The organism is Microcoleus sp. C2D2 (assembly GCF_036702495.1).
In the GTDB taxonomy this organism is placed as follows: domain Bacteria; phylum Cyanobacteriota; class Cyanobacteriia; order Cyanobacteriales; family Microcoleaceae; genus Microcoleus.
In genome coordinates, this window is sequence record NZ_JAUBTO010000006.1 from 25758 (window position 1) to 47246 (window position 21489).

At 46.4% G+C, this 21489-nt stretch carries 18 protein-coding genes; 10 read left to right on the plus strand and 8 right to left on the minus strand.

All coding sequences use genetic code 11. The features are described from left to right. The coding region (locus QUB61_RS03590) for a hypothetical protein (RefSeq protein WP_333189821.1) at positions 1 to 1084 on the minus strand (1084 nt) is incomplete at its 3' end. 528 nt (positions 1085 to 1612) lie between these two features. Here QUB61_RS03590 and QUB61_RS03595 point away from each other — a divergent pair. The 3 genes from QUB61_RS03595 to panB all read left to right on the plus strand — a co-directional run bounded on the left by QUB61_RS03595 (position 1613) and on the right by panB (position 5895). Then, entirely contained in the window at positions 1613 to 4276 is a 2664-nt protein-coding gene (locus QUB61_RS03595) for a tetratricopeptide repeat protein (protein WP_333123724.1), read from the plus strand. Positions 4277 to 4490: 214 nt separating this feature from the next. Then, positions 4491 to 4907 carry an aspartyl protease family protein gene (locus QUB61_RS03600; RefSeq protein WP_333123727.1) on the plus strand — a complete coding sequence of 139 codons (417 nt, stop codon included), beginning with the start codon at positions 4491 to 4493 and terminating at the stop codon, positions 4905 to 4907. 211 nt (positions 4908 to 5118) lie between these two features. Further along, a complete protein-coding gene (gene panB / locus QUB61_RS03605; protein ID WP_333123730.1) occupies positions 5119 to 5895 on the plus strand; it encodes a 3-methyl-2-oxobutanoate hydroxymethyltransferase in 777 nt (258 codons plus the stop codon). Between the two features lie 61 nt (positions 5896 to 5956). On the opposite strand, the gene QUB61_RS03610 is transcribed toward panB, so the two are convergent. Continuing rightward, the gene (locus QUB61_RS03610) at positions 5957 to 6154 is read right to left on the minus strand and encodes a TatA/E family twin arginine-targeting protein translocase (protein ID WP_333123734.1); all 198 of its coding nucleotides are present in this window, start codon (positions 6152 to 6154) and stop codon (positions 5957 to 5959) included. Positions 6155 to 6284: 130 nt separating this feature from the next. On the opposite strand from QUB61_RS03610, the gene QUB61_RS03615 reads away from it, so the two are divergent. From QUB61_RS03615 to QUB61_RS03630, 4 genes are all read left to right on the plus strand, one after another. Further along, positions 6285 to 7022, plus strand: a complete 738-nt coding sequence (locus tag QUB61_RS03615) for a phycocyanobilin:ferredoxin oxidoreductase (protein ID WP_333123737.1) — start codon at positions 6285 to 6287, stop codon at positions 7020 to 7022. Between the two features lie 71 nt (positions 7023 to 7093). Continuing rightward, positions 7094 to 8734, plus strand: a complete 1641-nt coding sequence (locus QUB61_RS03620; RefSeq protein ID WP_333123740.1) for an HlyD family efflux transporter periplasmic adaptor subunit — start codon at positions 7094 to 7096, stop codon at positions 8732 to 8734. 172 nt (positions 8735 to 8906) lie between these two features. After that, complete coding sequence (devC, locus tag QUB61_RS03625) at positions 8907 to 10067, plus strand: ABC transporter permease DevC (protein WP_333123744.1); 1161 nt, start codon at positions 8907 to 8909, stop codon at positions 10065 to 10067. Positions 10068 to 10167: 100 nt separating this feature from the next. Then, a complete protein-coding gene (locus QUB61_RS03630; protein WP_333123747.1) occupies positions 10168 to 10890 on the plus strand; it encodes a DevA family ABC transporter ATP-binding protein in 723 nt (240 codons plus the stop codon). Positions 10891 to 10907: 17 nt separating this feature from the next. Here the strand turns inward: QUB61_RS03630 and QUB61_RS03635 are convergent, their stop codons facing one another. Further along, entirely contained in the window at positions 10908 to 11819 is a 912-nt protein-coding gene (locus QUB61_RS03635) for a hypothetical protein (protein ID WP_333123749.1), read from the minus strand. Between the two features lie 540 nt (positions 11820 to 12359). Between QUB61_RS03635 and QUB61_RS03640 the strand changes: the two genes are divergently transcribed. Together QUB61_RS03640 and QUB61_RS03645 are read left to right on the plus strand one after the other, a co-directional pair. Beyond that, positions 12360 to 14423: a DNA polymerase III subunit gamma/tau gene (locus QUB61_RS03640; RefSeq protein WP_333123752.1), complete on the plus strand. Its 2064-nt coding sequence runs from the start codon at positions 12360 to 12362 to the stop codon at positions 14421 to 14423. A gap of 16 nt (positions 14424 to 14439) precedes the next feature. Then, positions 14440 to 14766: a hypothetical protein gene (locus QUB61_RS03645; RefSeq protein ID WP_333123755.1), complete on the plus strand. Its 327-nt coding sequence runs from the start codon at positions 14440 to 14442 to the stop codon at positions 14764 to 14766. A 373-nt stretch (positions 14767 to 15139) separates the two neighbouring features. On the opposite strand, the gene QUB61_RS03650 is transcribed toward QUB61_RS03645, so the two are convergent. The 5 genes from QUB61_RS03650 to QUB61_RS03670 all read right to left on the minus strand — a co-directional run bounded on the left by QUB61_RS03650 (position 15140) and on the right by QUB61_RS03670 (position 20315). After that, positions 15140 to 15898 carry a GNAT family N-acetyltransferase gene (locus QUB61_RS03650; RefSeq protein ID WP_333123758.1) on the minus strand — a complete coding sequence of 253 codons (759 nt, stop codon included), beginning with the start codon at positions 15896 to 15898 and terminating at the stop codon, positions 15140 to 15142. A gap of 26 nt (positions 15899 to 15924) precedes the next feature. Next, complete coding sequence (gene clpX, locus QUB61_RS03655; RefSeq protein WP_333123761.1) at positions 15925 to 17268, minus strand: ATP-dependent protease ATP-binding subunit ClpX; 1344 nt, start codon at positions 17266 to 17268, stop codon at positions 15925 to 15927. A 9-nt stretch (positions 17269 to 17277) separates the two neighbouring features. Further along, complete coding sequence (clpP, locus tag QUB61_RS03660) at positions 17278 to 17967, minus strand: ATP-dependent Clp endopeptidase proteolytic subunit ClpP (protein ID WP_333123764.1); 690 nt, start codon at positions 17965 to 17967, stop codon at positions 17278 to 17280. Between the two features lie 461 nt (positions 17968 to 18428). Continuing rightward, positions 18429 to 19844, minus strand: coding sequence for a trigger factor (gene tig, locus QUB61_RS03665; protein WP_333123767.1), 1416 nt, complete (start codon positions 19842 to 19844; stop codon positions 18429 to 18431). Positions 19845 to 20126: 282 nt separating this feature from the next. After that, on the minus strand, positions 20127 to 20315 hold the full coding sequence (locus QUB61_RS03670; protein WP_333123770.1) for a hypothetical protein: 189 nt from the start codon (positions 20313 to 20315) through the stop codon (positions 20127 to 20129). Positions 20316 to 20427: 112 nt separating this feature from the next. Between QUB61_RS03670 and QUB61_RS03675 the strand changes: the two genes are divergently transcribed. After that, positions 20428 to 21471, plus strand: a complete 1044-nt coding sequence (locus QUB61_RS03675; protein WP_333123773.1) for an aspartate-semialdehyde dehydrogenase — start codon at positions 20428 to 20430, stop codon at positions 21469 to 21471. Positions 21472 to 21489 lie beyond the last annotated feature (18 nt).

Consider the following 21489-nt stretch of genomic DNA (forward strand, 5'->3'; position numbering starts at 1 on the left):
CAGCATCCAAAGGCATTCGCCAAAGACCCCCTTCAGTTACTGCGCGATCGCTTTCACGGAAGGCTAAAGGAACTGCGCCATCTTCGATCGTAAGACGACCGTATTGAAGTGGATTCGTCGTCCCGATGCCGACGTTGCCGTTTGCATAGACATTGCGATTGGCATAGATATCGCGTGCGCCTCTGAGGTCGCCATTCGGGTACATTGACAGTACCTGAATAGAGGGTGAAAAATTTCCCGATGCCGAAGTATTAACATCAAAGCGCAAAGTACCAGCATCCAAAGGCATTCGCCAAAGACCCCCTTCAGTTACTGCGCGATCGCTTTCACGGAAGGCTAAAGGAACTGCGGAATCTTCGATCGTAAGACGACCGTATTGTAGATTCGTCGTCCCGATGCCGACCTTGCCATTTGGCTGCAACCTCATTATTTCTTGTCCATTGTCAGGGCCTCCATTTGCTGTAAAAATGAATCTGAAGACATCAGAATTAGGATCGTCGCCCCAAGCGATAACAGCATCTTTGCGATTTGTACCTTCATCTTTTAAGCCGAAAAACACATTATCGCTATCCCCAGAAACTAGCGTTCCTCTTACCATCCAAGAGCGGTATCCACCACTACCCGGAGTAGGTAATCCGTCGCCAATATGCAACATTGATTGTGGATTCGGCGTCCCGATGCCAACGTTGCCGTTTGGCTGCAACCTCATTATTTCTTGTCCATTGTCAGGACCTCCGACCTCCGTAAAAATGAATCTGAAGACATCAATAGGATTGTCCCCCCATGCAATCACACCGTCTCGACGGTCGCCACCTTCTTCACGTTTTAAGCCAAAAAAGACATTATCGGTATCGCCAGAAACTAGCGTTCCTCTTTCCATCCAAGAACGGTAACCATTACCCAATGCGTCGCCAATATTTAACAGTGATTGCAGATTGTTGGTCCCAATTCCGACCTTGCCATTTACAAAAAGGTTGCCGTCGATTATTGCGTCATCAGGCGCAAGTTGGTCGGACGCGGTTTCCGGCTGGGCATTCATGTTTCGGTTAGACTTATTTTGATCCGGCAGATTTTGGTCTGACATAATTTCCTCTTTGGTATTGCATAAAAGATGTTGTTCTTGAACTTATTCTGAGCAATGCTGTACCCGATCGACGAGTCCCTTTTTTGAGTGTCACTCATTTGAGGGACAGGATATCCTGGTTTGTTTAGGTAACTACAGTTCCTGTCAGCGATTAGAAGCAGGCTGGTTTACTGCTGTCAAAGTTCGACTGGTTGCGCTTTTCACTCTTTAAGTTTTACGAACGTCGCTACTAATATATGCAACCCTATGGTAATCACGCAGCCGAGATCGTTTCACTACCGATCGAAGACGCGATCGGAGTCGATCTGGCGCTTGTTTCTCATATCTCCATAATGTCTTGAGGAAAAGTCGCTAACTGCTCAATCTCGCTGCTCATTTTGCTCAACTTCACGACTCATTTTGCTCATTTTGCTCAGTTCTATAAGTAAAAACTCACAGTCTCTCTGTAACAAAATCTGACAAAAACTAGGCATAATCCTTTGAGCTAGCGATAATGTAAGTGAAAGTGCAAATTGATTAAGGATGAGCATGGCTTCTCTGAAAATGTCCGCTGAAGGGTTCCAAATTCTTGAAAGAGCTCGACGGCAGAAAGGATGGGACAAAGCAGCAGAAGTCTTGTGCAGCGATGCTTTAACCTCAAAAGCTACTTTGAGACGGTTTTGGGCAAAGCAACCGATTCAGTACGATACATTTATTAGAATCTGTCGGACCTTAGGAATCGAAAATTGGGAAGAAGTTGTCGATCGCACCGTAGAAAATTCTCTCCCCCGTAACAAAGCTGTGCCTTACTCACAGCTTGCAACAGAGGGAACACAAATCCCCAATCCTCGGAGTTTTACTCTGCCGGAAAAGTTGCCCCCAGTTAGAAATTTTGCAGGGCGAATTCAAGAACTCGAAACTATCAAAAATCAACTGCTAGATCCGGATACCAGAGCAATTACAATTACATCCCTCTGCGTTGTGGGTTTAGCAGGTATTGGCAAAACAACTCTCACCTCTCAATTAGTGCGTCAACTTCAATCAGAAACAACACACTTTGCCGCCGTAGCATGGGAATCTTTGCGTTCTGCTACAGGTATTGCCCCTGGTTTTGATTGGATTGTTGACTCGCTGTTGTCTTCCCTCTCCGGCGGCGCAATTACCAGCGCCGCCACCGTTCAAGATGATTATCTAAAAAAAACAGCAAGGCTGATCGACTTACTCAAAAAGCAGCCTTGTTTAATAGTGCTGGATAACGTCGAGACAATCTTGCAAACTGGACAGGCAAGTCGAGCAGGATATTTTGCTGCATCCTACCCTGAATATGCTTGGCTGCTCAAACAGTTAGCAGAAACAGAACATCAAAGCAAAGTCATATTTACCTGTAGGGAAAATTTAGCAGAATTGCCCCGTCGCGCCACTAAAACTATCTCTCTGGACGGATTGGATATCGATGCTGCTGTTGCCATCCTGCAAAGTTTTGAGTTATCAGCTACTCAGTCAGAATTAACTGCACTAGCTGAATCTTATCAAGGACATCCAAAAGCTTTGGAAATGATAGCGGCATTGATTCAAGACGACAGTGAATTTGAAGGAAAAGTAGAGAGGTTTTTGCGCGATCGCAACTGGCTGCTAATTCGAGATATTGAAAATTTAATCGAGGAAGTGTTTGTCCGTTTGAGCGAACCAGAAAAAACTTGTCTGCTGCGAATTTCTGTCTGTCAAACATCAGAATATCCGCTAAATTTTGCAGTAATTGCAGCCCAGATGCCAGAGTTGAGCGAATATGACTTAAAAGAAAACGTCATCCTAGCTTTAAAACGCCGACAATTTCTCGACTACGATCGCCAAATCGAATCTTACCAGTTGCATCCCTTAATTCAAGAAAAAGCTTATCGCTTGCTGTGTCAACATCCTGAAAGTTTCCGCACCGCTAATCAGCAAGCATACCGCTACTTTCTGAACCTTCCCCTGAAGCCTAAAACTGAATGGAAAAGTATTCATGATATTAAACCGCTGCTGTTAGCACACTATCATGCCTGCCAAGCAGAGGATTGGGATGAAGCTGCGAGCGCAATTTCCGATGCTTGCGAGTCTCTGCGCTACTGGAGTCATTTTAAACTCTTGATATATTTGTACAGCAAACTGATACCAGTTGATTGGAAAAAAGGAGGACAATTAGTAACTTCCGCTGCAATTCATATTGATATCTTGTGTAATCTTGGTTTAGTCTACCAGTCGAGCCAACAATTTGATATTGCCAGCGAATATCTACAGGAAGCTTTGTCTATTGCCCGGAAAAATGGAAACAAAAAAGCAGAGGCAACGACTTTGTTTTATATATCAAGAGGTCATGATTATCTAGGAAATCACCAACTTACTATTAAATGTTTGCAGGATTCTTTAGCGATTTGTCTGGAAATTGCAGACTACGAAATTGAATATCAAGTCTCAAATAAACTTGGATACTTTAACTATTATAATGGCAACTATGATTTAGCTATTTCATATTTTAGCCAAGCCTTAAAAGTTGCTTGTCACAACAGCTTTACAGAAGGAGAAGCTCTCGCATTTGCTAATTTAGCTAATACATACATAGGATTGAAAAAGTACGAGTTAGCAATTAATTATTTTAACCAATATATAGCGATAATCTCCCAAAAACAGGAGCCTATTAAATGTACAACTTATCTGCTTAACCTGGTGGGTAATTTTTGTGCAAATATCCACAAATATAAAACGGTAATAACTTGGGTACAAGAACCTTTAAAAAGTTATATGAATGAGGCAGATAAACATGAGGACATATATCCAATCAAAGGTTTAGTTACAGCGCACAATGGACTCGAAGAATATCAAAAGTTTTTCGATATTTTGAGTGAATGTATTAAGCTTGAAAGTGATGGAAATTCCCGGGATAAGGCAAATAAGGTATATAATTTGGGCAAAAAGTTTCAGGAGATAAGAAAAATTGAGCAAGCAATTGAAAATATTCAAAGTAGCGAGATGCTGCTGAACAATATTGACAATAATGCTGGGGGCGATAGTTTGCATACTTTAAAGGTACTCATAGAGTTAGCAAAAACTCTGCTTAAGTGCGTAATTGGCATACAGCCAATGATGCAATATTACCTAAATCAAGCCGAGGAAATTTGTAAAGAACTACAGCTACCCCTGCTGACAGAGATACAAAAAATTCAAGCAGATTTGTAAGAAAATTAACGCATAACGCTCAAGTAAGGTTGGGGATTAAAATACACAGCGAATAATAAGAGAATTACGTTGTTGAGGCGTAAGTTTTGAATTAGTAATGCCAAGCTCGTTTAGCTACTGATTTTGCTAAAATATAAGATGGTGATCCTGCACAGTCACAAGATTATTGAGAAATGTGCAATTGCATTGCGTATCAAAACAAAAGGATAAAAAAATGGGCAGAGTAACCGCAACAATAACCGTCACCAATCACATCGATGAAATTCTGGGAGAAAGAGGGTTCATCCCCGCAGAGCAAATACGCTCTATCACCATCGATAATGTCTTAGTCGATACAGGAGCAACTAGACTCTGCTTACCAGCAAATATTATCAGTCAGTTGGGTTTGCCAATGCTAGGTGAAATCGACGGACATACGGCAATAGGAACCCGAAAATTTCGTCTGTTCAAAGATGTGACTCTTGCGGTAGCTGGACGAGAAGGCAGGTATGATTGTGTAGAAATTCCTGCCGGAGAAGAACCTTTACTCGGCTTAATTCCCCTGGAAGATTTGGGTTTAGAACCCGATTTGAAAAATCAGCGGTTGATTGTTTTGCCGGCAGAGGGAAACCAAAGTTATATTCGGGTGTAAAATTCCTATGGTTTTTGCCATAAATACACTGCCCATTGTCTTTTAGCATGAGGGTGGCGGGTTTACTATATACTTAGTTTTAAACATAGATGGTTGGTAAAACCCGCCCCTACATCGCGCAAATTGTACAGCGCAAATTATACAAGGACGAATCAACCGGATTTGATATGATTAGTAATACCCAGAAATAATATTATATTTTTGCACTAAAATGTCAGTCACTACCCATCAATTAATTCAGTGGAAACAACAAGGGCGACCAATTGTCGCGCTGACAGCTTATGATTATGCGATCGCCCAACTCATCGATAGAGCAGGCGTAGATATCATCCTAGTGGGCGATTCCCTCGCAATGACAGTCTTAGGCTACGACACAACTCTGCCGCTAACCCTCGATGAAATGCTGCACCACGCTAAAGCAGTGCGCCGTGGAGTTAAACAAGGATTAATTGTGGTCGATTTGCCGTTTTTGACTTACCAAGAAAGTCCCCAGCAAGCCATGCACTCGGCCGGGAGAGTTTTGAAAGAAACCGGCGCTCAAGCTGTAAAATTGGAAGGTGGATACCCAGCAATGGCCGCCACAGTTTCGCAGCTAACATCCGCCGGAATTCCGGTGATGGGACACGTCGGTTTAACTCCGCAGTCGGTACACCAAGTCGGCTACAAAAAACAAGGAAAAACCGCCCAAGCAGCCGATCGCATCATAGCAGAGTCGATCGCGCTTCAAGAAGCAGGTGCGTTTGCGATCGTCTTAGAACACATTCCCGCAGACTTAGCCGCTCAAATTACCCAAAAATTAACTATTCCCACCATTGGTATCGGCGCGGGGCCGCACTGCGACGGCCAAGTTTTAGTTACTTCCGATTTGTTGGGACTTTCTGAAAAACAGCCGCCTTTTGCGAAAGCTTACGCCAATTTGCGAGAAACAATTACCCAAGCTGTGAAAGATTATTCCCTCGAAATTAGAGAAGGCAATTTTCCCGAATAGGTTCTTAGTGAGGACTTTCCTTCTTAAAAATGAGGAATAAAGTCCTCACTACCAACCTAATTTACACTTTCGGCTGACCCTCTTCTTCTCGATCCTTCTCCTTATCAACAGCTTCATCATCAGATTGACTGATGCCATCCTTAAAACTACGCAAGGTTTTCCCCAAGGCATTTCCTAACTCAGGAATCTTCTTGGGGCCGAAAATTAAAATAGCGACCACCGCAATAATGCCCATTTCGGGCAATCCCAGACCAAACATACAAAATCTCCCGTAAAACTTGCTGGCTCGGCAAGTCGATATGCTGATATCCTTAAAAGTATCTACCTTTTTTCCTGCATCGTGCAACAGTAGAATCAAGTTTTATTAAGCTATCGGCCGCTAAATAGGAATGTTAGAAATATCCCAGCCTTCTCTGCGCGACCAACAGCACCATCTCATCCGCGATTTAGCAGATCGGATGGAAGCAGTATGGCATCGCTATCTCGACCTCGAACCCTACCACCTGCCCGCTGAGTTGGGATACGTAGAAGGGCGCCTGGAAGGAGAAAAACTGATCATTGAAAACCGCTGCTATCAAACGCCCCAGTTCCGCAAAATACATCTCGAACTCGCTAAAGTCGGGCCGCTGCTGGATATCCTGCACTGCGTGATGTTTCCCAGACCGAATTATGCTTTGCCGATGTTCGGTACGGATATAGTAGCAGGCAAAGGCAAAGTTAGCGCCGCGATCGCAGACCTTTCTCCCCTCAATCCCGATCGAACTTTGTCGGAAACCTACCGAACCCAACTGGAAAGTTTGCAGATCGACCAATTTTCTTGTCCCCGCCAAATTCCCGAATGGGGGGATATTTTCTCAGAATTTTGTCTGTTTGTGCGGCCAGAGTCTCTCGAAGAAGAAACCCGGTTTTTGGATATTGTTCAATCCTACGTTGAAATTCACTGCCAACAGGCAGTAGCTTGCGAACCAGTCTCCGCAGCCGAAGGATCGAAAATTCTAGACGCTCAAATTTACTACTGCACCCAGCAGCAACAAAACGACAAAACCCGCCGCGTACTCGAAAAAGCTTTCGGTCAAGATTGGGCCGAACATTACATGACCGAGGTGCTTTTTGATTTCCCTAAATAGCTTAAAAGTGTTTACAATACTTCACAGTAGGTGAAGAAAACTTAATGAGGAAATCACCTACTTTATAAGTCATGGGCAAGGAATCACGTGTCAAGGATAAATCATTTTTAAAACCCCCAGGGCGAGGAGTCATCGGTTTAGCGATCGCTGCTACTGTTATTACCGCAGGAGTGGGTTTTTGGCAAGTATCTCAACTTAGAAAAGCCGAAGAGTTAAAGGCAGCGGCTGCAAGGGCTGCTGCAACTCCCGCCCCCACCCCCAGCGTTACCGCTTTGGGTAGGTTGACTCCAGAGGGGGAAGTTATCAAATTGTCAGCCCCTTCAGCGTCGGAGGGAGCAAGAATAGAACTCTTGCAGGTGGAAGAGGGCGATCGAGTCAGTAAAGGACAAATCATAGCAGTTCTAGATACGCGCGATCGGTTCCAAGCAATCCTCCAACAAGCCGACAAAGAAGTCAAAGTCAAACAAGCAGAATTAGCGAAAATTAAAGCAGGCGCAAAAACAGGCGTTGTCGGCGCCGGGAAAGCAGAAGTTGCCAAGTTTGAAGCACAAGTGCAAAGAGAAACCGAAGGCGAAGCAGCCAATGTCGCCCGCTTAGAAGCTCAACTGCGAAGAGAAACCGAAGCCGAACAAGCTAACGTCGCCAAATTCGAGGCCGCGCTGCAAAGAGAAATCGAAGCCGAAGAAGCTAATCTTGCCAAATTTGAGGCACAACTCCAAAGACAAACAGAGGTGCAGCAATCCAAATTGGCTAGACTAAAAGCTCAATTGCGCGGCGAAATAGCCTCTCAAAACGCTACAGTCGATCGGCTAAAAGCCGAATTGAAAAACGCCGAAGCTGAGGAACAACGCAATAAAGAACTCTCAGAATCAGGTGCAATTTCTGCCTCCGCCTACGACACCAAACGCTTAGTAGTAGAGACGGCTCGCCAGAGAGTCAAAGAAGCTCGAGCTATCTTAAATAAAACCGTACAAACTTTACAAGAGGAGATAGTTGAAACTCAAGCCACATTAAAACAAACAGTAGAAACCGGCAAGCAGGAAATCAATCAATCGCGAGCCAATCTCAAACGCAAGTTAGAAACAGGCCGGCAGGAAGTTAACCAAGCTAGAGCCACCTTAAATCAAACGATAGAAACCGGTAGAGAACAAATCAATCAAGCCGAAGCAATACTCAAACAAAAAGCAGAAACCGGCCAAGAACAAATCAATCAAGCCAAAGCAAATCTCGACCAAATTGCCGAAGTCCGTCCCGAAGACGTGCAAGCCGCCCAAGCCACCGTCGAAAGTGCGATCGCCACAAAACAAAAAGCTCAAGTAGACTTAAACTTAAGCTACGTCAAAGCACCCGTATCCGGCTACATTCTCAAAGTTCACGCCCGACAAGGAGAAGGCATCAACACTCAAGACGGCATCGTAGAACTAGGCCGCACCGACCAAATGTATGCCGTAGCAGAAGTTTACGAAACCGACATCGAAAAAGTGCGAGACGGGCAGCGCGCTACCGTCACCAGCCCCGTATTTGCAGGCACTTTGGAAGGAACAGTCGCTCGCATCGGCAAACAAATCGGCAAAAAAGATGTCCTCAATACAGACCCTGCAGCCGACACCGATGCTAGAGTTGTCGAAGTAAGAATTCGCCTCGATCCGGAATCGAGCAAGAAAGTTGCAGCCCTAACAAACTTGCAGGTTGATGTCAAAATAAATATCTAAATTTTACGTTGACAGGACTTACGCATGGGGACTCAAGAAACCTGTTTTTTTACCGAGATTAAGGGTTTGAATCAAATATAAGGGTAAAAAAAACCGTTTCTCAACACCCGTGCTTAAGTCCTAAAATTATTCAATCCCAAACCCAAAATCTCAAATCTAAAATCGGATGATTATGGCAAAAATACCGCTAGCTTGGGCACAGTTAACCAGCGAAAAAATGCGCTTAGTAATCGCGCTAGCCGGCATTGGCTTCGCCGACTTGCTGATGTTTATACAGTTCGGGTTTAGAGATGCACTATTGGAAAGTGCCGTCAGCTTTCATGCACAGCTAAAAGGCGATATTTTCATCACCAGCACCCAGTCAACGGCTTTAATAGCCATGAAAAGTTTTCCCCAGCGGCGTTTGTATCAAGCTTTGAGTTTTAATGGCGTTACAGGAATTAGCCCGGTATATATAGGCTTTGGTTTGTGGAAAAATCCCGCCCCAGACAAAAGCAATACCCGCCAACTGATGGTAATCGGTTTTGACCCCGCTCATCCCATCTTTGAAATGCCGGAAGTCCAAGATAATTTGGACAAAATCCAACTTTCCGATGTCGTTTTATTCGATCGAGCTTCGCGGCCGGAGTTTGGGCCAGTAGCAGAATATTTCAACCAGGGAAAGCCTGTGCAAACTGAAATAGATAACCGCAGCGTTACTGTAGAGGGGTTATTTACTTTAGGAGCATCTTTCGGTGCTGATGGCAATATTATTACTAGCGATTTGAACTTTATACGGATTTTTCATAGGAGAAGAAGTAGAGGTTTAATTGATATCGGAATTGTTCACTTGCAGCCGGGAACAGATGTCAAAGCGGTGATTGCAAAAATGAGGGCAACTTTACCGCAAGACGTGACAATTGCTTCTAAAGAAGAGTTTGTAGCTTTTGAGAAAAAATATTGGGAAGAAAGCACGGCGATCGGATTTATTTTTACTCTCGGCGCGGCAATGGGGTTTATCGTTGGAATCGTGATTGTCTATCAAATTCTCTATACTGATGTTAATGACCATTTGCCAGAATACGCTACGTTAAAGGCGATGGGATATAAAGACGGTTACTTTTTGAGTGTGGTTTTTCAAGAGGCTTTAATTTTGGCAATCCTTGGTTATCTGCCAGGACTTGGGATTTCTGTGGGGCTATACGGTTTAGCTAGAACAGCTACGAATTTACCGATGTACATGAATTTGGGAAAAGTTGTAACTGTGTTTACAATGACAGTGATCATGTGTTTTGTGTCGGGGGCGATCGCAGTTAGGAAGTTGCAGGCCGCTGACCCGGCGGATATTTTTTAAGGAAGGAAGAACACGGATTTTGACAGGGATACACCGATTGAAGCAGGAGGAATTATCAAATAAAAAACAACAAGTAACAAATAAGAAATAACTCATAACTATGAAGACTTTACCAGTTGTCTCGATTAAAAATCTCAATCATTCTTTCGGCGAAGGTCAACTTCGCAAACAGACATTATTTGACATCAACCTCGAAATTTATCCGGGCGAAATCGTGCTGATGACTGGGCCTTCTGGGTCTGGTAAAACAACATTATTAACCTTGATTGGAGCTTTGCGATCGATCCAAGAAGGTAGTCTTAAAATTCTCGGTCAAGAATTGCGGGGAACGGGGAAAAATAAATTAGTTAAAGTCCGCCGCGACATCGGCTATATTTTCCAAGCTCACAATTTGCTCAAATGCTTGACAGCTAGGCAAAACGTGCAAATGTCTTTAGAACTGCACAGCCATCTTTCTCGCCAAGAAACTAATGATAAAATAGAGGGAATGCTGCAAGCTGTAGGCTTGGGAGAAAGAATGGATTATTACCCGGACAGCCTTTCTGGCGGACAGAAACAAAGAGTTGCGATCGCCCGGGCGTTAGTGGGCCAGCCGAAATTAGTATTAGCAGACGAACCCACAGCAGCACTAGACAGTAAATCAGGTCGAGATGTGGTAGAAATTATGCGAGGTTTGGCCAAAGAACAGCAGTGCACTATTTTGCTTGTCACCCACGACAACCGCATTTTAGACATAGCCGATCGCATTATTCACATGGAAGACGGCTACCTCGCACAAGATACATCAACAGCGGCTGCCACAGGCGTTCTTTCGGGAAAATAAAATTAATCCACCTCAACTTATTTCCGAGAACCGGGACGCTTTCCTCCTACCTTAGCAGGACTTTTTGTCCCACCTTTGGCTGGACTTTTAGAACTACTTTTGCCGCTTTTTGGGCTTTTCGCTACTGCCAACTGGCCCTCAGCCTCATTTGCAGGTCTGCCGGTAGGCGTTCTCGTAGTCCTAAAGGTAACATTCACCCCTTCATTCGACTGTTCCAGCACCAACATCGGCGTCGGCTTTGCTTTTTGATCCCACTCAATATGAACGATCCGACCTTGAATTGTCGGCTGCCAACTGTCGTGGTCGTCTGAAGGACTCAGATAAGTTTCCAAACAGTCAATAATTTGATTAATTGTCGCCGATGTTGCCTGAGTCGGCAGTTTCATCAGCTTAATTTGAATCCGAAACAGCACTCGTTTTTCTATTTTTACGGCGGGATCGCCAGTTTCGTATTCGATATCAAACATCGAATCCACTTGCCTGCCGGTGCCGGCATTCCCGTTTTTATCTCCCACTGCACCCTGAGTCGGACGCAGGGCAATACTAATTTTTTCTTTGACTTTTACCTTGATCTGATTCACAATGGCAAAGTGAAAGACTTCTTCCGCCATCCGCATTCTCAGGTAGTCTAAATTAAAGTCTCGCGAGTGGATAAGGTCGGGATTCTTTTCCATCTTTGATATGGTTTCCAGAGCCATTTTGTATTTTTTCTGGAGCTCTCGAGTTCTAAACTCCTCAAATTTGAGCTTTTTGCTCAAATCGCCGAGTTTTAGCTTGGTAAACACCGCTAAACCGAGAAGCAATAACAACATTAATCCCGACCCTCCCATCAAGAGTTGGTCTGAGGACGGATTTCCGGGTTTAGCCTGTTTAGGTTTGGGAGAGGCTACTGCCAACCTTGGTTCTACAAGGATTATTTGGGTTGACATGGGCTTTTAAAGGGTAAAATTTGACGCTATATTTATAACAGGAGTCCAGAGTAGAGCTGGTAGTGCAACTGGATCAACCAACATTGACATCATTCCACCATCATCTTGGTACAACTGGATTTCTGCAACAGGAGTACGCACCCTCTAATTGATACTTTATCTTTAACTGCAAGCAGGTTTCCGAAATATCGGAAAATCCCGCGCTGGCATTGGCAAAAAGAAACCGTGAATAGTCTGTAATATATTATACCAATACAGCTAAAAAAAAATGTTTCTTCGGCGGTCTCCGTTTCTAGCAAAATAAAAAGTAATACACATAAATTAATAGTAACTCTGGGAGCTAGCAGCGGAAAACATCAAGGAGAACAGCCGTGAGCCCGGACGATCGAGGGGCGGACGTTGGGAGGGTGCTAATTGCTACTGTTCCATCGCGGACGCGGTGCAAGCCCACGGGGTGGCTTGGGGTGAAAATCGAGCTGTGGTGCGATCGAACAACGTCTCCTTAGCTAAGATTACAGCTAATACCACCCATATTCGATCGTGACTTACGAACCCCTGCACCACAAATATCGCCCTCAGACATTTGCCGAATTAGTCGGTCAAGAGGCGATAGCCCAAACCCTCACCAGCGCCATCCTACAAGAGCGCATAGCACCAGCATATCTATTCACCGGCCCCAGAGGCACAGGTAAAACCTCTAGTGCCAGAATTTTCGCCAAATCTCTCAACTGTATTTCTACAGTTGCCCCCACCCCGACACCCTGCGGCAAATGCAACGTTTGCCAAGAAATTGCCCGAGGTTCGACACTAGATGTCATCGAAATTGACGCCGCCAGCAACACCGGAGTAGATAACATTCGGGATTTGATCGAACGATCTCAATTTTCCCCCGTACAGTGCCGCTATAAAGTATATGTAATTGACGAAGTTCATATGCTCAGTACCCAGGCATTTAATGCCTTATTAAAAACATTAGAAGAACCGCCAGATCGCGTTGTATTTGTTCTCGCCACAACCGACCCACAAAGAGTCTTGCCAACCATCATCTCTCGCTGCCAAAAATTTGATTTTCGCCGCATCCCCCTCGACTCAATGATTGCTCACTTACACAAAATTGCCAAATTAGAAAATATCAATATTGCTAGCGATGCAGTACAAATGATTGCTCAGCTAGCCCAAGGAGGTCTGCGAGATGCCGAAAGTTTGCTCGACCAACTGAGCTTATTTCCCGGTCAAGTAACAGTCGAAAAAGTTTGGGATTTAGTTGGCGCCGTCCCAGAGAATGACTTAATGGAGTTGCTGCAAGCTATTAAAAATGATAACCCTACAGCATTAATAGACATGACCCGCCACCTCATGGATCGCGGTCGGGAACCGCTAATCGTGCTGCAAAGTCTCGCGAGCTTTTACCGAGATTTGCTAATAGCCAAATCTGCACCAGAACGGTCAAATTTAGTAGCTTTAACCGATGCAACTTGGGGCAAACTTTGCAATTTTGCCCTGAATTGGGAAACCGAGTTAATTTTGGCCGGTCAGAAACATTTGCAAACCCATGAAGTGCAAATAAAAAATACCACTCAGCCGCGTTTGTGGCTGGAAGTAACGCTATTGGGATTGTTGCCCTCAGCAATTAGAACTCAGCCACAACCAACAGCCGAACCAGCTAAAAATATTGCTCCATCACAAATTCACCCCCCCCAGCCCCCCCAAGCTTCGGGGGGGAAGCAGACATCTAATATCGAACCGCCTCCCGCTGCCAATTCGCAAAATCCTCCGCCTCACTCGCAGCCTGTGGCTAATCGAACAGAAAGCACACCTCCTGCAGCGATTCCCGCACCTGTACCAACTGCGGAAACGAATCAAACAAATTATTCACCGACTAATTCAGGCGATGAAATCGATTTAAATCGAGTGTGGGAACAGGTACTTGACCGCGTGCGACCGCATGGCACTCAATCGCTGCTTCGCCAACATGGACAGCTAGTAATTTTTAGCAATGATGCTGCTTATGTTAAGATTAGTTCGCAGCCGTTGCTCGATATGGTTAAAGGCAGAGTAGCTAATATTGAAGAAGCTTTTTTGCAAGTTTTTAACCGTCGAGTAACAGTAAAACTGGGCTTGACAAATCCCGCTGAAACTAATAGTTCCCGCCCCAAGGATTTGCCAACTTCTAACGGACGTGTTGGCGAAAATCCCAGGAATTCTAATCCTGTGAGTGATGCGAATCAACAGGTGCAGCACTCGGCGGATTCTGAGATTTTCGATGATTTTTCTAGGGATGAGGGAGAGGAACAAAAATACCCGCCAGCGGCTGAAAATACTGCCGTTAATCTGCCGGCAATTTCCGAAGTGCGATCGCCCACAAACGGTTCTACAGACTCTCAGAATGACTCTAAAGATCGGGCTGTAGCGGTGCGTGATGACGCGCGAAATGTCGCAAATTCGGCTAGGCAATTGGCTGATATGTTTGACGGGGAAGTAGTCGATTTGTCGGATGACTTGGAGATTTGGGAGTCGGAAACTTTTAGATTGGAATCTGAGGAAAATTTTCCTGAGTTGTCTTCTGACTCAGATGAAGATGATTCCATAGTCTGCGGGTTCTGAGATTCCTGATGATTTTTTGGGAAAGGATGGAGAAGAGCAAAAAGACTCTTCAGCGGCTGAAAATACCGCCGCTAATGTGCCCCTAATGTCCGAAGTGCGATCGCCCACAAACGGTTCTACAGACTCTCAGAATGACTCTAAAGATCGGGCTGTAGCGGTGCGTGATGACGCGCGAAATGTCGCAAATTCGGCTAGGCAATTGGCTGATATGTTTGACGGGGAAGTAGTCGATTTGTCGAATGACTTGGAGATTTGGGAGTCGGAAACTTTTAGATTGGAATCTCAACCGGATTTTTCCGAGTTATCTCCTGAGTTAGGTGAGGATGATTTCATAGATTGTTGACAACTCTCCGCCCTAGAAGGGCAGAGATTCTTGTATCATTCAGTCCACTTAATAAGTACAGCTTCCTGTACTTACCAGAGATGGTTCTGTCCTCAAGCTTTCGACTCATTGCAGAGTCTTGTTCCCGTGTGCCCCACGGTACAATTCAAAACCCAAAATACTGGTTTCTCTGGTACTTGTTGCTCGAAGTTTTTACCCGCACAAGCTTTTCTGCGCGGAACCCCATAACTTCAGTTTTCAAGGTGCGTTGCCTTCAGGCGACTGGGTTTTTAATGTGGTTGAATACCCTAGCCACATTGCAATATTATCACGACCAAGAATAAAAAGTCGTCCTAAAAGGACGAGGCTTTAGACCCTGTAATTTTCGGTAAATCTATGCTTGCGGGAGCGAAATGTGCAAAATTTCGCCGATCGCACAAAATCCAGCACGGGTGTAAACTCGGAATTCCTCCTCGTGTCCCGCCATCAAAAACGCCACTGCAACACCCGCGTCGAAAGCTTCTCGCACCAGCCGGGCCGTCAAAGCCCCTGCTATGCCCCGCCGGCGGAAAGGGACGCGCACGCCGATACCGGCGATTTCTGTCGTCTGATGTGCCGGCACAGTACACATTCCAGCCCCCGCAGGTTCGCCCGTTGCTGCTAGGCGAGCGAGTACGGCGATGCCACCTGCAGCCAGAGTTTTCCGAAGACTGTCAACGTCTTCAGGGGTTGGTGCAGCCTCTGTGAAAGCCTCGTGTTGCACCGCGGCTGTACCGAGGATCTCGGCTTCGGAAACTGGCACAATCAGTTCGATGTCCGGGGGGAGGGGAAGCAATTTCTCGGAACCCGGAGTGCAAGTCATCAGCGGCAAGCGTCCCTCAACGGTGAAACCGGCGGATATCAGCGTTTCTTCGACAGCAGGGGCTAGTTTCGCGACATACTCCAAACGCGGCTTTCGCCCGCGCACAGAGTACGCAGCGATTAGGGCCTTAACATCGGCGAGGGAGGGTGCGGCGCCGTCGTCGGGAATCGAATAATTGAGATAAGGGTTGGCGCTGTGGCGACTGAAGGTAGCGAGGAACGGCCCGATCCGCTCGGTGTCACGCTGCTGGCTCGCGGCAAAGCGCAGGTATGATTGAATGCGAGATTCCATAGGTGGCTGTGCTGAAAACCTTGCTTTTAAGCTGACTCTGGCTTGGGCAGCGAAGACGGAAGTACCAACAGCTCGGCGGTCGATCGCTTCTCGACCATTTCCTTAGTAATCGTACACCGGGCAACATCCTTGCGCGACGGCAACTCGTACATCACATCCAACATCAATTCTTCGACAATTCCCCGCAGCGCCCGCGCTCCTGTTTTGCGGCGGTATGCTTCCTGGGCGATCGCCCGTATCGCATCCGGCTTAAAGTCCAACTGCACATTATCCATCTTCAGCAGCTTTTGATACTGCTTAACCAAAGCATTGCGCGGCTCAGTCAAAATCGCCATCAGCGTTTCCTCATCCAGCGGCTCTAACACCGCCGCCACCGGCACCCGCCCAATAAACTCAGGAATCATCCCAAACTTCACCAAATCATCCGGTTCCAGTTGCTTGAGTACATCAGCAGCCCGCTTTTCCTTCGGCTGAGCTTCTCCGGGCTGAATAAAACCCATTGACTTTTTACCCGTTCTCTGCTCTATCACTTTCTCTAGACCGACAAAAGCGCCGCCGCAAATAAACATGATATTGCTGGTATCAATTTGGATGCAGTCTTGATAGGGATGCTTGCGGCCGCCTTGGGGAGGTACATTGGCGATCGTCCCCTCCAGCATTTTCAACAGCGCCTGCTGCACGCCTTCCCCAGACACATCCCGGGTAATCGAAGGATTTTCGCTCTTGCGGGCTATTTTGTCAATTTCATCAATATAAATAATTCCGCGCTGCGCCTCTTCCACGTCCATATCTGCCACTTGCAGCAGCCGCAGCAAAATATTTTCCACATCTTCCCCGACATAGCCCGCTTCCGTCAGCGTCGTCGCGTCAGCCACCGCAAACGGCACGTCTAGCATATCCGCCAAAGTCTGAGCCAGCAGAGTTTTTCCGCACCCGGTCGGCCCGATTAACAAAATATTCGATTTTTGCAGTTCTACTTCTTCCGGCGGGTGCTTGCCGCTATTTTTTGCATGGATAAAGCTGAGGCGCTTGTAGTGGTTGTAAACTGCCACCGAGAGCACCTTTTTCGCCTCATCTTGCCCGATGGCGTTTTCGTCGAGGTAATTTTTAATTTCCCTCGGCTTCGGAATTTGGCTCATCGACATACTTTTGCCCGAGGTAGCGCGGCGCTTTTGCGTCGTTTCCTGCTTCGGAGCCACCGCCGCTGGGGGCACTGCACTCGAATCGAACAACTCCTCATCTAAAATTTCATTGCACAAGTCAACGCATTCGTCGCAGATATACACCCCTGGGCCTGCGATCAACTTGCGCACTTGCTCTTGAGACTTGCCACAAAAGGAACATTTTAGATGGGAGTCGTACTTAGACATAACAGCCTCTTAATTCAGTGCAGTGACATTCTCTCCCGCCGTCGGAAGGTTTTCCTTTTCGATAACTCGATCGACCAAACCGTAATTTTTGGCTTCCTCGGCCGACATAAAAAAGTCGCGCTCTGTATCAGCCTCTAATTTGTCGAGCGGTTGACCTGTGTGGTGCGCTAACAGTTCATTCAGCTTACGCTTATGATAAAGGATTTCCTTGGCTTGAATCTCAATATCAACTGCTTGACCTTGAGCGCCTCCGAGTGGCTGGTGAATCATAATCCGGGAACTCGGAAGAGACATCCGCTTCCCGTGGGCTCCTGCTGTCAGCAGAAATGCGCCCATACTCGCTGCCAAACCGTAACAAATCGTCACCACATCAGGGCGGATTTGCTGCATTGTGTCATAAATTGCCATGCCGGCCGTCACCGACCCACCGGGGGAATTAATGTACATTTGGACATCTTTTTCTGGGTCTTCGGCATCTAGATACAATAGCTGAGCCACTATCGAGTCAGCAACTTCGTCGGTTACGGGAGTTCCTAAAAACACAATTCGCTCCCGCAGCAAGCGCGAGTAAATGTCAAAGGCCCGCTCGCCCATCCCCGACTGTTCTAGTACCATCGGCACTACATTGCTGGGGCGGTCGCTGACATCAAAATCGTTATAGCTTGTAATTAGGTAATTGGAAGATTGAGATACAACCATAAGACACCAGTCAAGGATTCTAGACAATTTACTGCTGCTGATTTTGCTTTAAATTAAGCCGCCAGCTTTTAACTATTATGCCTCGGATGAACGGATATCGGGGGAATGCCGAGTTTTGAGTGTGTGAGATGGCTTTCTGTGTTCGGCAAGGGCGCGGGCGTGACTCGCAAGGCTCGCGGCGGGGTGAATGAGTTAAAAGACCTACTTGTAAATCATCGCTGCTTCTAGTGGACACCCGAAGCTTGTAGTAAGGATGGTGTGCGCGGTACGCACCTGGAGCTTGCAGTTAAGGATCGGGTGCGCCGTTAAAATCACGGTTGACTTCATGCCCCCAATTAAGCTGTTGCGGCATTTAAATTGTATGCCAAAAACAATCAAAGTCTTGTGGGGTGGGCGTCCCGCCCGCCCTGAATATACAATTTAAATGCGCGACAGCTTAGGACATTTGAACACCTTAAGTTCTATTCTTCGCCTAGGACTTCCACTTCGACGCTCGTGGCTGCTTCTGCTGAATCTTCAGCGTCTGATTCTTCTGATTCTGCTGCTGCGGGATTCAGAGAGCCTTCAGGTACGAGTTCGATTGTCCCTTTTTCTTCCAACCATTTCAGGGTTTTTTGTTTTAGCAAGTCTTCCCTGACAAATTCTTGCAACCTTTGGGGGTCAAAATCTCCTTTGGGAAACTGCTTTCTGACTTTTGCTACTTCTGCTGCTACTTCTGCGTCTTCCACAGATAAGGATTCTAGCTTAGCTACTTCTGCCAGAGCTAGAGTCTGCTTTAGCCGAGCGACTGCTTCCGGGCGCGAGCGTTCCCGCATCGGGCCCATATTTTCTTCAGTAAACAGTTGGTTGATATCTATGCCGTAATTTTTCAATTGGACGGCTTGTTGATTCAGCAAATAATCGATTTCGCGATCGAGCATTGTTTCGGGAATTTCCACTTCTATTAGCTGCTCGAGGGCTGCTGATATAGCTTTTTCCTTATTAGCTGAGGTCTTGTTTTCTTGCTCTGCTTTAAACCTAGTTTCGAGGGATGCGCGGAGTTCTGCTAAAGTTTCAAACTCGCTGACTTCTTGGGCGAAGTCGTCGTCCAACTCCGGCAATTCTTTTTCCTTAAGTTCTTTGAGGGTTATCGTAAAGACTGCCGGTTTTCCCGCTAATTCTTCACTGCTATACTCATCGGGGAACTGAACAGAAACTTCTCTGGTTTCTCCCGGATTCATCCCGATCATGCCTTGGATAAAGCCCGGCACAAACTGATTTTCCGACAATTCTACTTGAAAATCTTCTGCTTGACCGCCGGGAATTTCTGCGGGAGTTTCGCCTTCGGGTGCTTCCGCAAATCTACCGGAGAAATCAACCAAAGCCGTGTCTCCCAACTGAGCCGGCCGGCCTTCTGCGGGGATTAAAGTAGCTTTGTCCGATCGATATTTTGCCAATACCTCATCTACCTGAGCCTCATCATACTTAGCTTCTTCTGCTTGAAGCTGCAAACCTGTGTACTGGCCCAATTTCACTTCTGGTTGTACGTCAACCTTAGCCGAAAAAATCAGAGGCTGTTCTGGATCGAACTTAGCTAGTAATTCTTCAAACTCGCTGCGCAGTTCAAAACTGCCAATTGCCGGAATTTTTTCTTGTTCGAGGGCTTTTTGCAGCGAATCATTAATCAAATTTTCCAAAGCCGTCGCCTTCAAGCGAGTCTGGCCCAGGCGCTGCAGCAAAACTTGGCGGGGAACTTTGCCTTTGCGGAACCCAGGAATATTGACCTCGCGAGCGAATTGTTTAATTACTTGCTCGTAAGCTTGTTTTGATTTTTCTGATGGAATTTCGATTTCCAGACCTATTTGGCTGGCTGGAAGTTTTTCCTGGGTTACTTTCATCGGCTTTTTTGATATTTAACAATAGTAATAAAATACATACAAATCTGACTTTGCCTGCATTTTAATTTTGTACGCTTTGACTCGTAACGGCACAACTACAAACACCTTTACCGGATGAGACTGTCAGTCATTGCCGGCTACTTTTTTGGCTCTTGCCAAATAGTTTTGGTTTGAGGATACTAGCTTTTGCTGCTAGGAATGTGGAGGTTAAGTCCACTAATTGCCGATGCACCATAGCACATATCGCCCTGTGATGTCAATCTTGCCGGCCTCCGGGCCCTGTCAAAGTGAATGGATGCGCCTGCTAAAATGCAGATAGATCGCAAAACCTAAGCGGATGCGGATTGGGCGCGGGCGATCCTCTTCGAGGGCAACGCTTGCGGCAAAAGATGCTAAACTGGCATTGGGTTCGATCGCACGGCTCAATCGGGAAGTCCGATCGCCCGTTTCGGTTAACTGCACCACGGTCATCCTCTCATGCTCCTGATGTCGCATAACATTAATTAAGTTTGATATTGAGAATTGCAGTTATTTAAATTTTTGATTTCGATCGTTGAAACTATAATTTGTGGAGGAAAGTAATTTGTCTCAATCCTATCGAGTTGCCATTTTAGGAGCCACCGGCGCAGTCGGGGCCGAGTTGCTAGAACTCTTGCACAGCAGGAGTTTTCCGATTTCTAAATTGAAGCTTCTGGCTTCGGAGCGTTCAGCAGGCACTACCTTGCCTTTTGGTGGCGAGATGCTGCCGGTCGAAGCAGTTTCGGGGCGATCGTTTGATAATGTAGATCTGGTGCTCGCCTCTGCCGGCGGCTCTACTTCTAAATTGTGGGCTCCGCAAGCGGTGGCAGCCGGAGCAGTGGTCATTGACAATTCTAGCGCTTTCCGCATGGATGCGACGGTACCGCTAGTGGTTCCAGAAGTCAATCCCCAAGCGGCGGCAGCTCACCGAGGTATAATTGCTAATCCCAACTGCACGACGATTTTGATGGCAGTTGCCGTTTGGCCGCTTCACAAAGTTAGGCCGGTACAGCGCATAGTTGTAGCGACTTACCAGTCTGCCAGCGGGGCGGGGGCGAGGGCAATGGAGGAAATGAAAGCTCAAGCAAGAGCAATTTTGCAGGGGGAAACGCCCAAAACCGATATATTTCCCTACCCCTTAGCATTTAATTTGTTTCCGCACAATACGCCGATTAACGATTTGGGGTATTGTGAAGAAGAGATGAAAATGGTAAACGAAACTCGGAAGATATTTGGTACGGACGAGATTAAAATTACGGCAACTTGCGTGCGGGTTCCCGTACTCCGCGCTCATTCGGAAGCAATTAATCTAGAGTTTGCAGAGCCTTTTAGCGCGATCGAGGCCAGGGAAATCTTAAAGCAGGCAAGCGGGGTTAAGGTGGTAGAAGACTGGCAAGCTAATTATTTCCCGATGCCTGTGGAGGCCAGCGGTAAGGATGAGGTGTTAGTCGGCAGGATTCGCCAAGATATTTCTCACCCCTGCGGGTTGGAGATGTGGCTGTCTGGCGATCAAATTCGCAAAGGGGCGGCTTTAAATGCGGTGCAGATAGCTGAGTTGCTGGCCCAAAAAGATTTGTTGCGAACCCCAGTGGCCGCAGCTTCTAATTAGGGGGAACCCTCGCAACTT

Excerpts from the sequence above, each read along its gene's own strand:
- QUB61_RS03650 (WP_333123758.1), bottom strand. The coding sequence starts at position 15,898 with ATGGAATCTCGCATTCAATCATACCTGCGCTTTGCCGCGAGCCAGCAG.
- QUB61_RS03595 (WP_333123724.1), top strand. The coding sequence starts at position 1,613 with ATGGCTTCTCTGAAAATGTCCGCTGAAGGGTTCCAAATTCTTGAAAGA.
- QUB61_RS03615 (WP_333123737.1), top strand. The coding sequence starts at position 6,285 with ATGTTAGAAATATCCCAGCCTTCTCTGCGCGACCAACAGCACCATCTC.
- QUB61_RS03610 (WP_333123734.1), bottom strand. The coding sequence starts at position 6,154 with ATGTTTGGTCTGGGATTGCCCGAAATGGGCATTATTGCGGTGGTCGCT.
- panB (WP_333123730.1), top strand. The coding sequence starts at position 5,119 with ATGTCAGTCACTACCCATCAATTAATTCAGTGGAAACAACAAGGGCGA.
- QUB61_RS03630 (WP_333123747.1), top strand. The coding sequence starts at position 10,168 with ATGAAGACTTTACCAGTTGTCTCGATTAAAAATCTCAATCATTCTTTC.
- QUB61_RS03670 (WP_333123770.1), bottom strand. The coding sequence starts at position 20,315 with ATGACCGTGGTGCAGTTAACCGAAACGGGCGATCGGACTTCCCGATTG.
- clpX (WP_333123761.1), bottom strand. The coding sequence starts at position 17,268 with ATGTCTAAGTACGACTCCCATCTAAAATGTTCCTTTTGTGGCAAGTCT.
- QUB61_RS03635 (WP_333123749.1), bottom strand. The coding sequence starts at position 11,819 with ATGTCAACCCAAATAATCCTTGTAGAACCAAGGTTGGCAGTAGCCTCT.
- QUB61_RS03620 (WP_333123740.1), top strand. The coding sequence starts at position 7,094 with ATGGGCAAGGAATCACGTGTCAAGGATAAATCATTTTTAAAACCCCCA.
- QUB61_RS03600 (WP_333123727.1), top strand. The coding sequence starts at position 4,491 with ATGGGCAGAGTAACCGCAACAATAACCGTCACCAATCACATCGATGAA.
- clpP (WP_333123764.1), bottom strand. The coding sequence starts at position 17,967 with ATGGTTGTATCTCAATCTTCCAATTACCTAATTACAAGCTATAACGAT.
- tig (WP_333123767.1), bottom strand. The coding sequence starts at position 19,844 with ATGAAAGTAACCCAGGAAAAACTTCCAGCCAGCCAAATAGGTCTGGAA.
- devC (WP_333123744.1), top strand. The coding sequence starts at position 8,907 with ATGGCAAAAATACCGCTAGCTTGGGCACAGTTAACCAGCGAAAAAATG.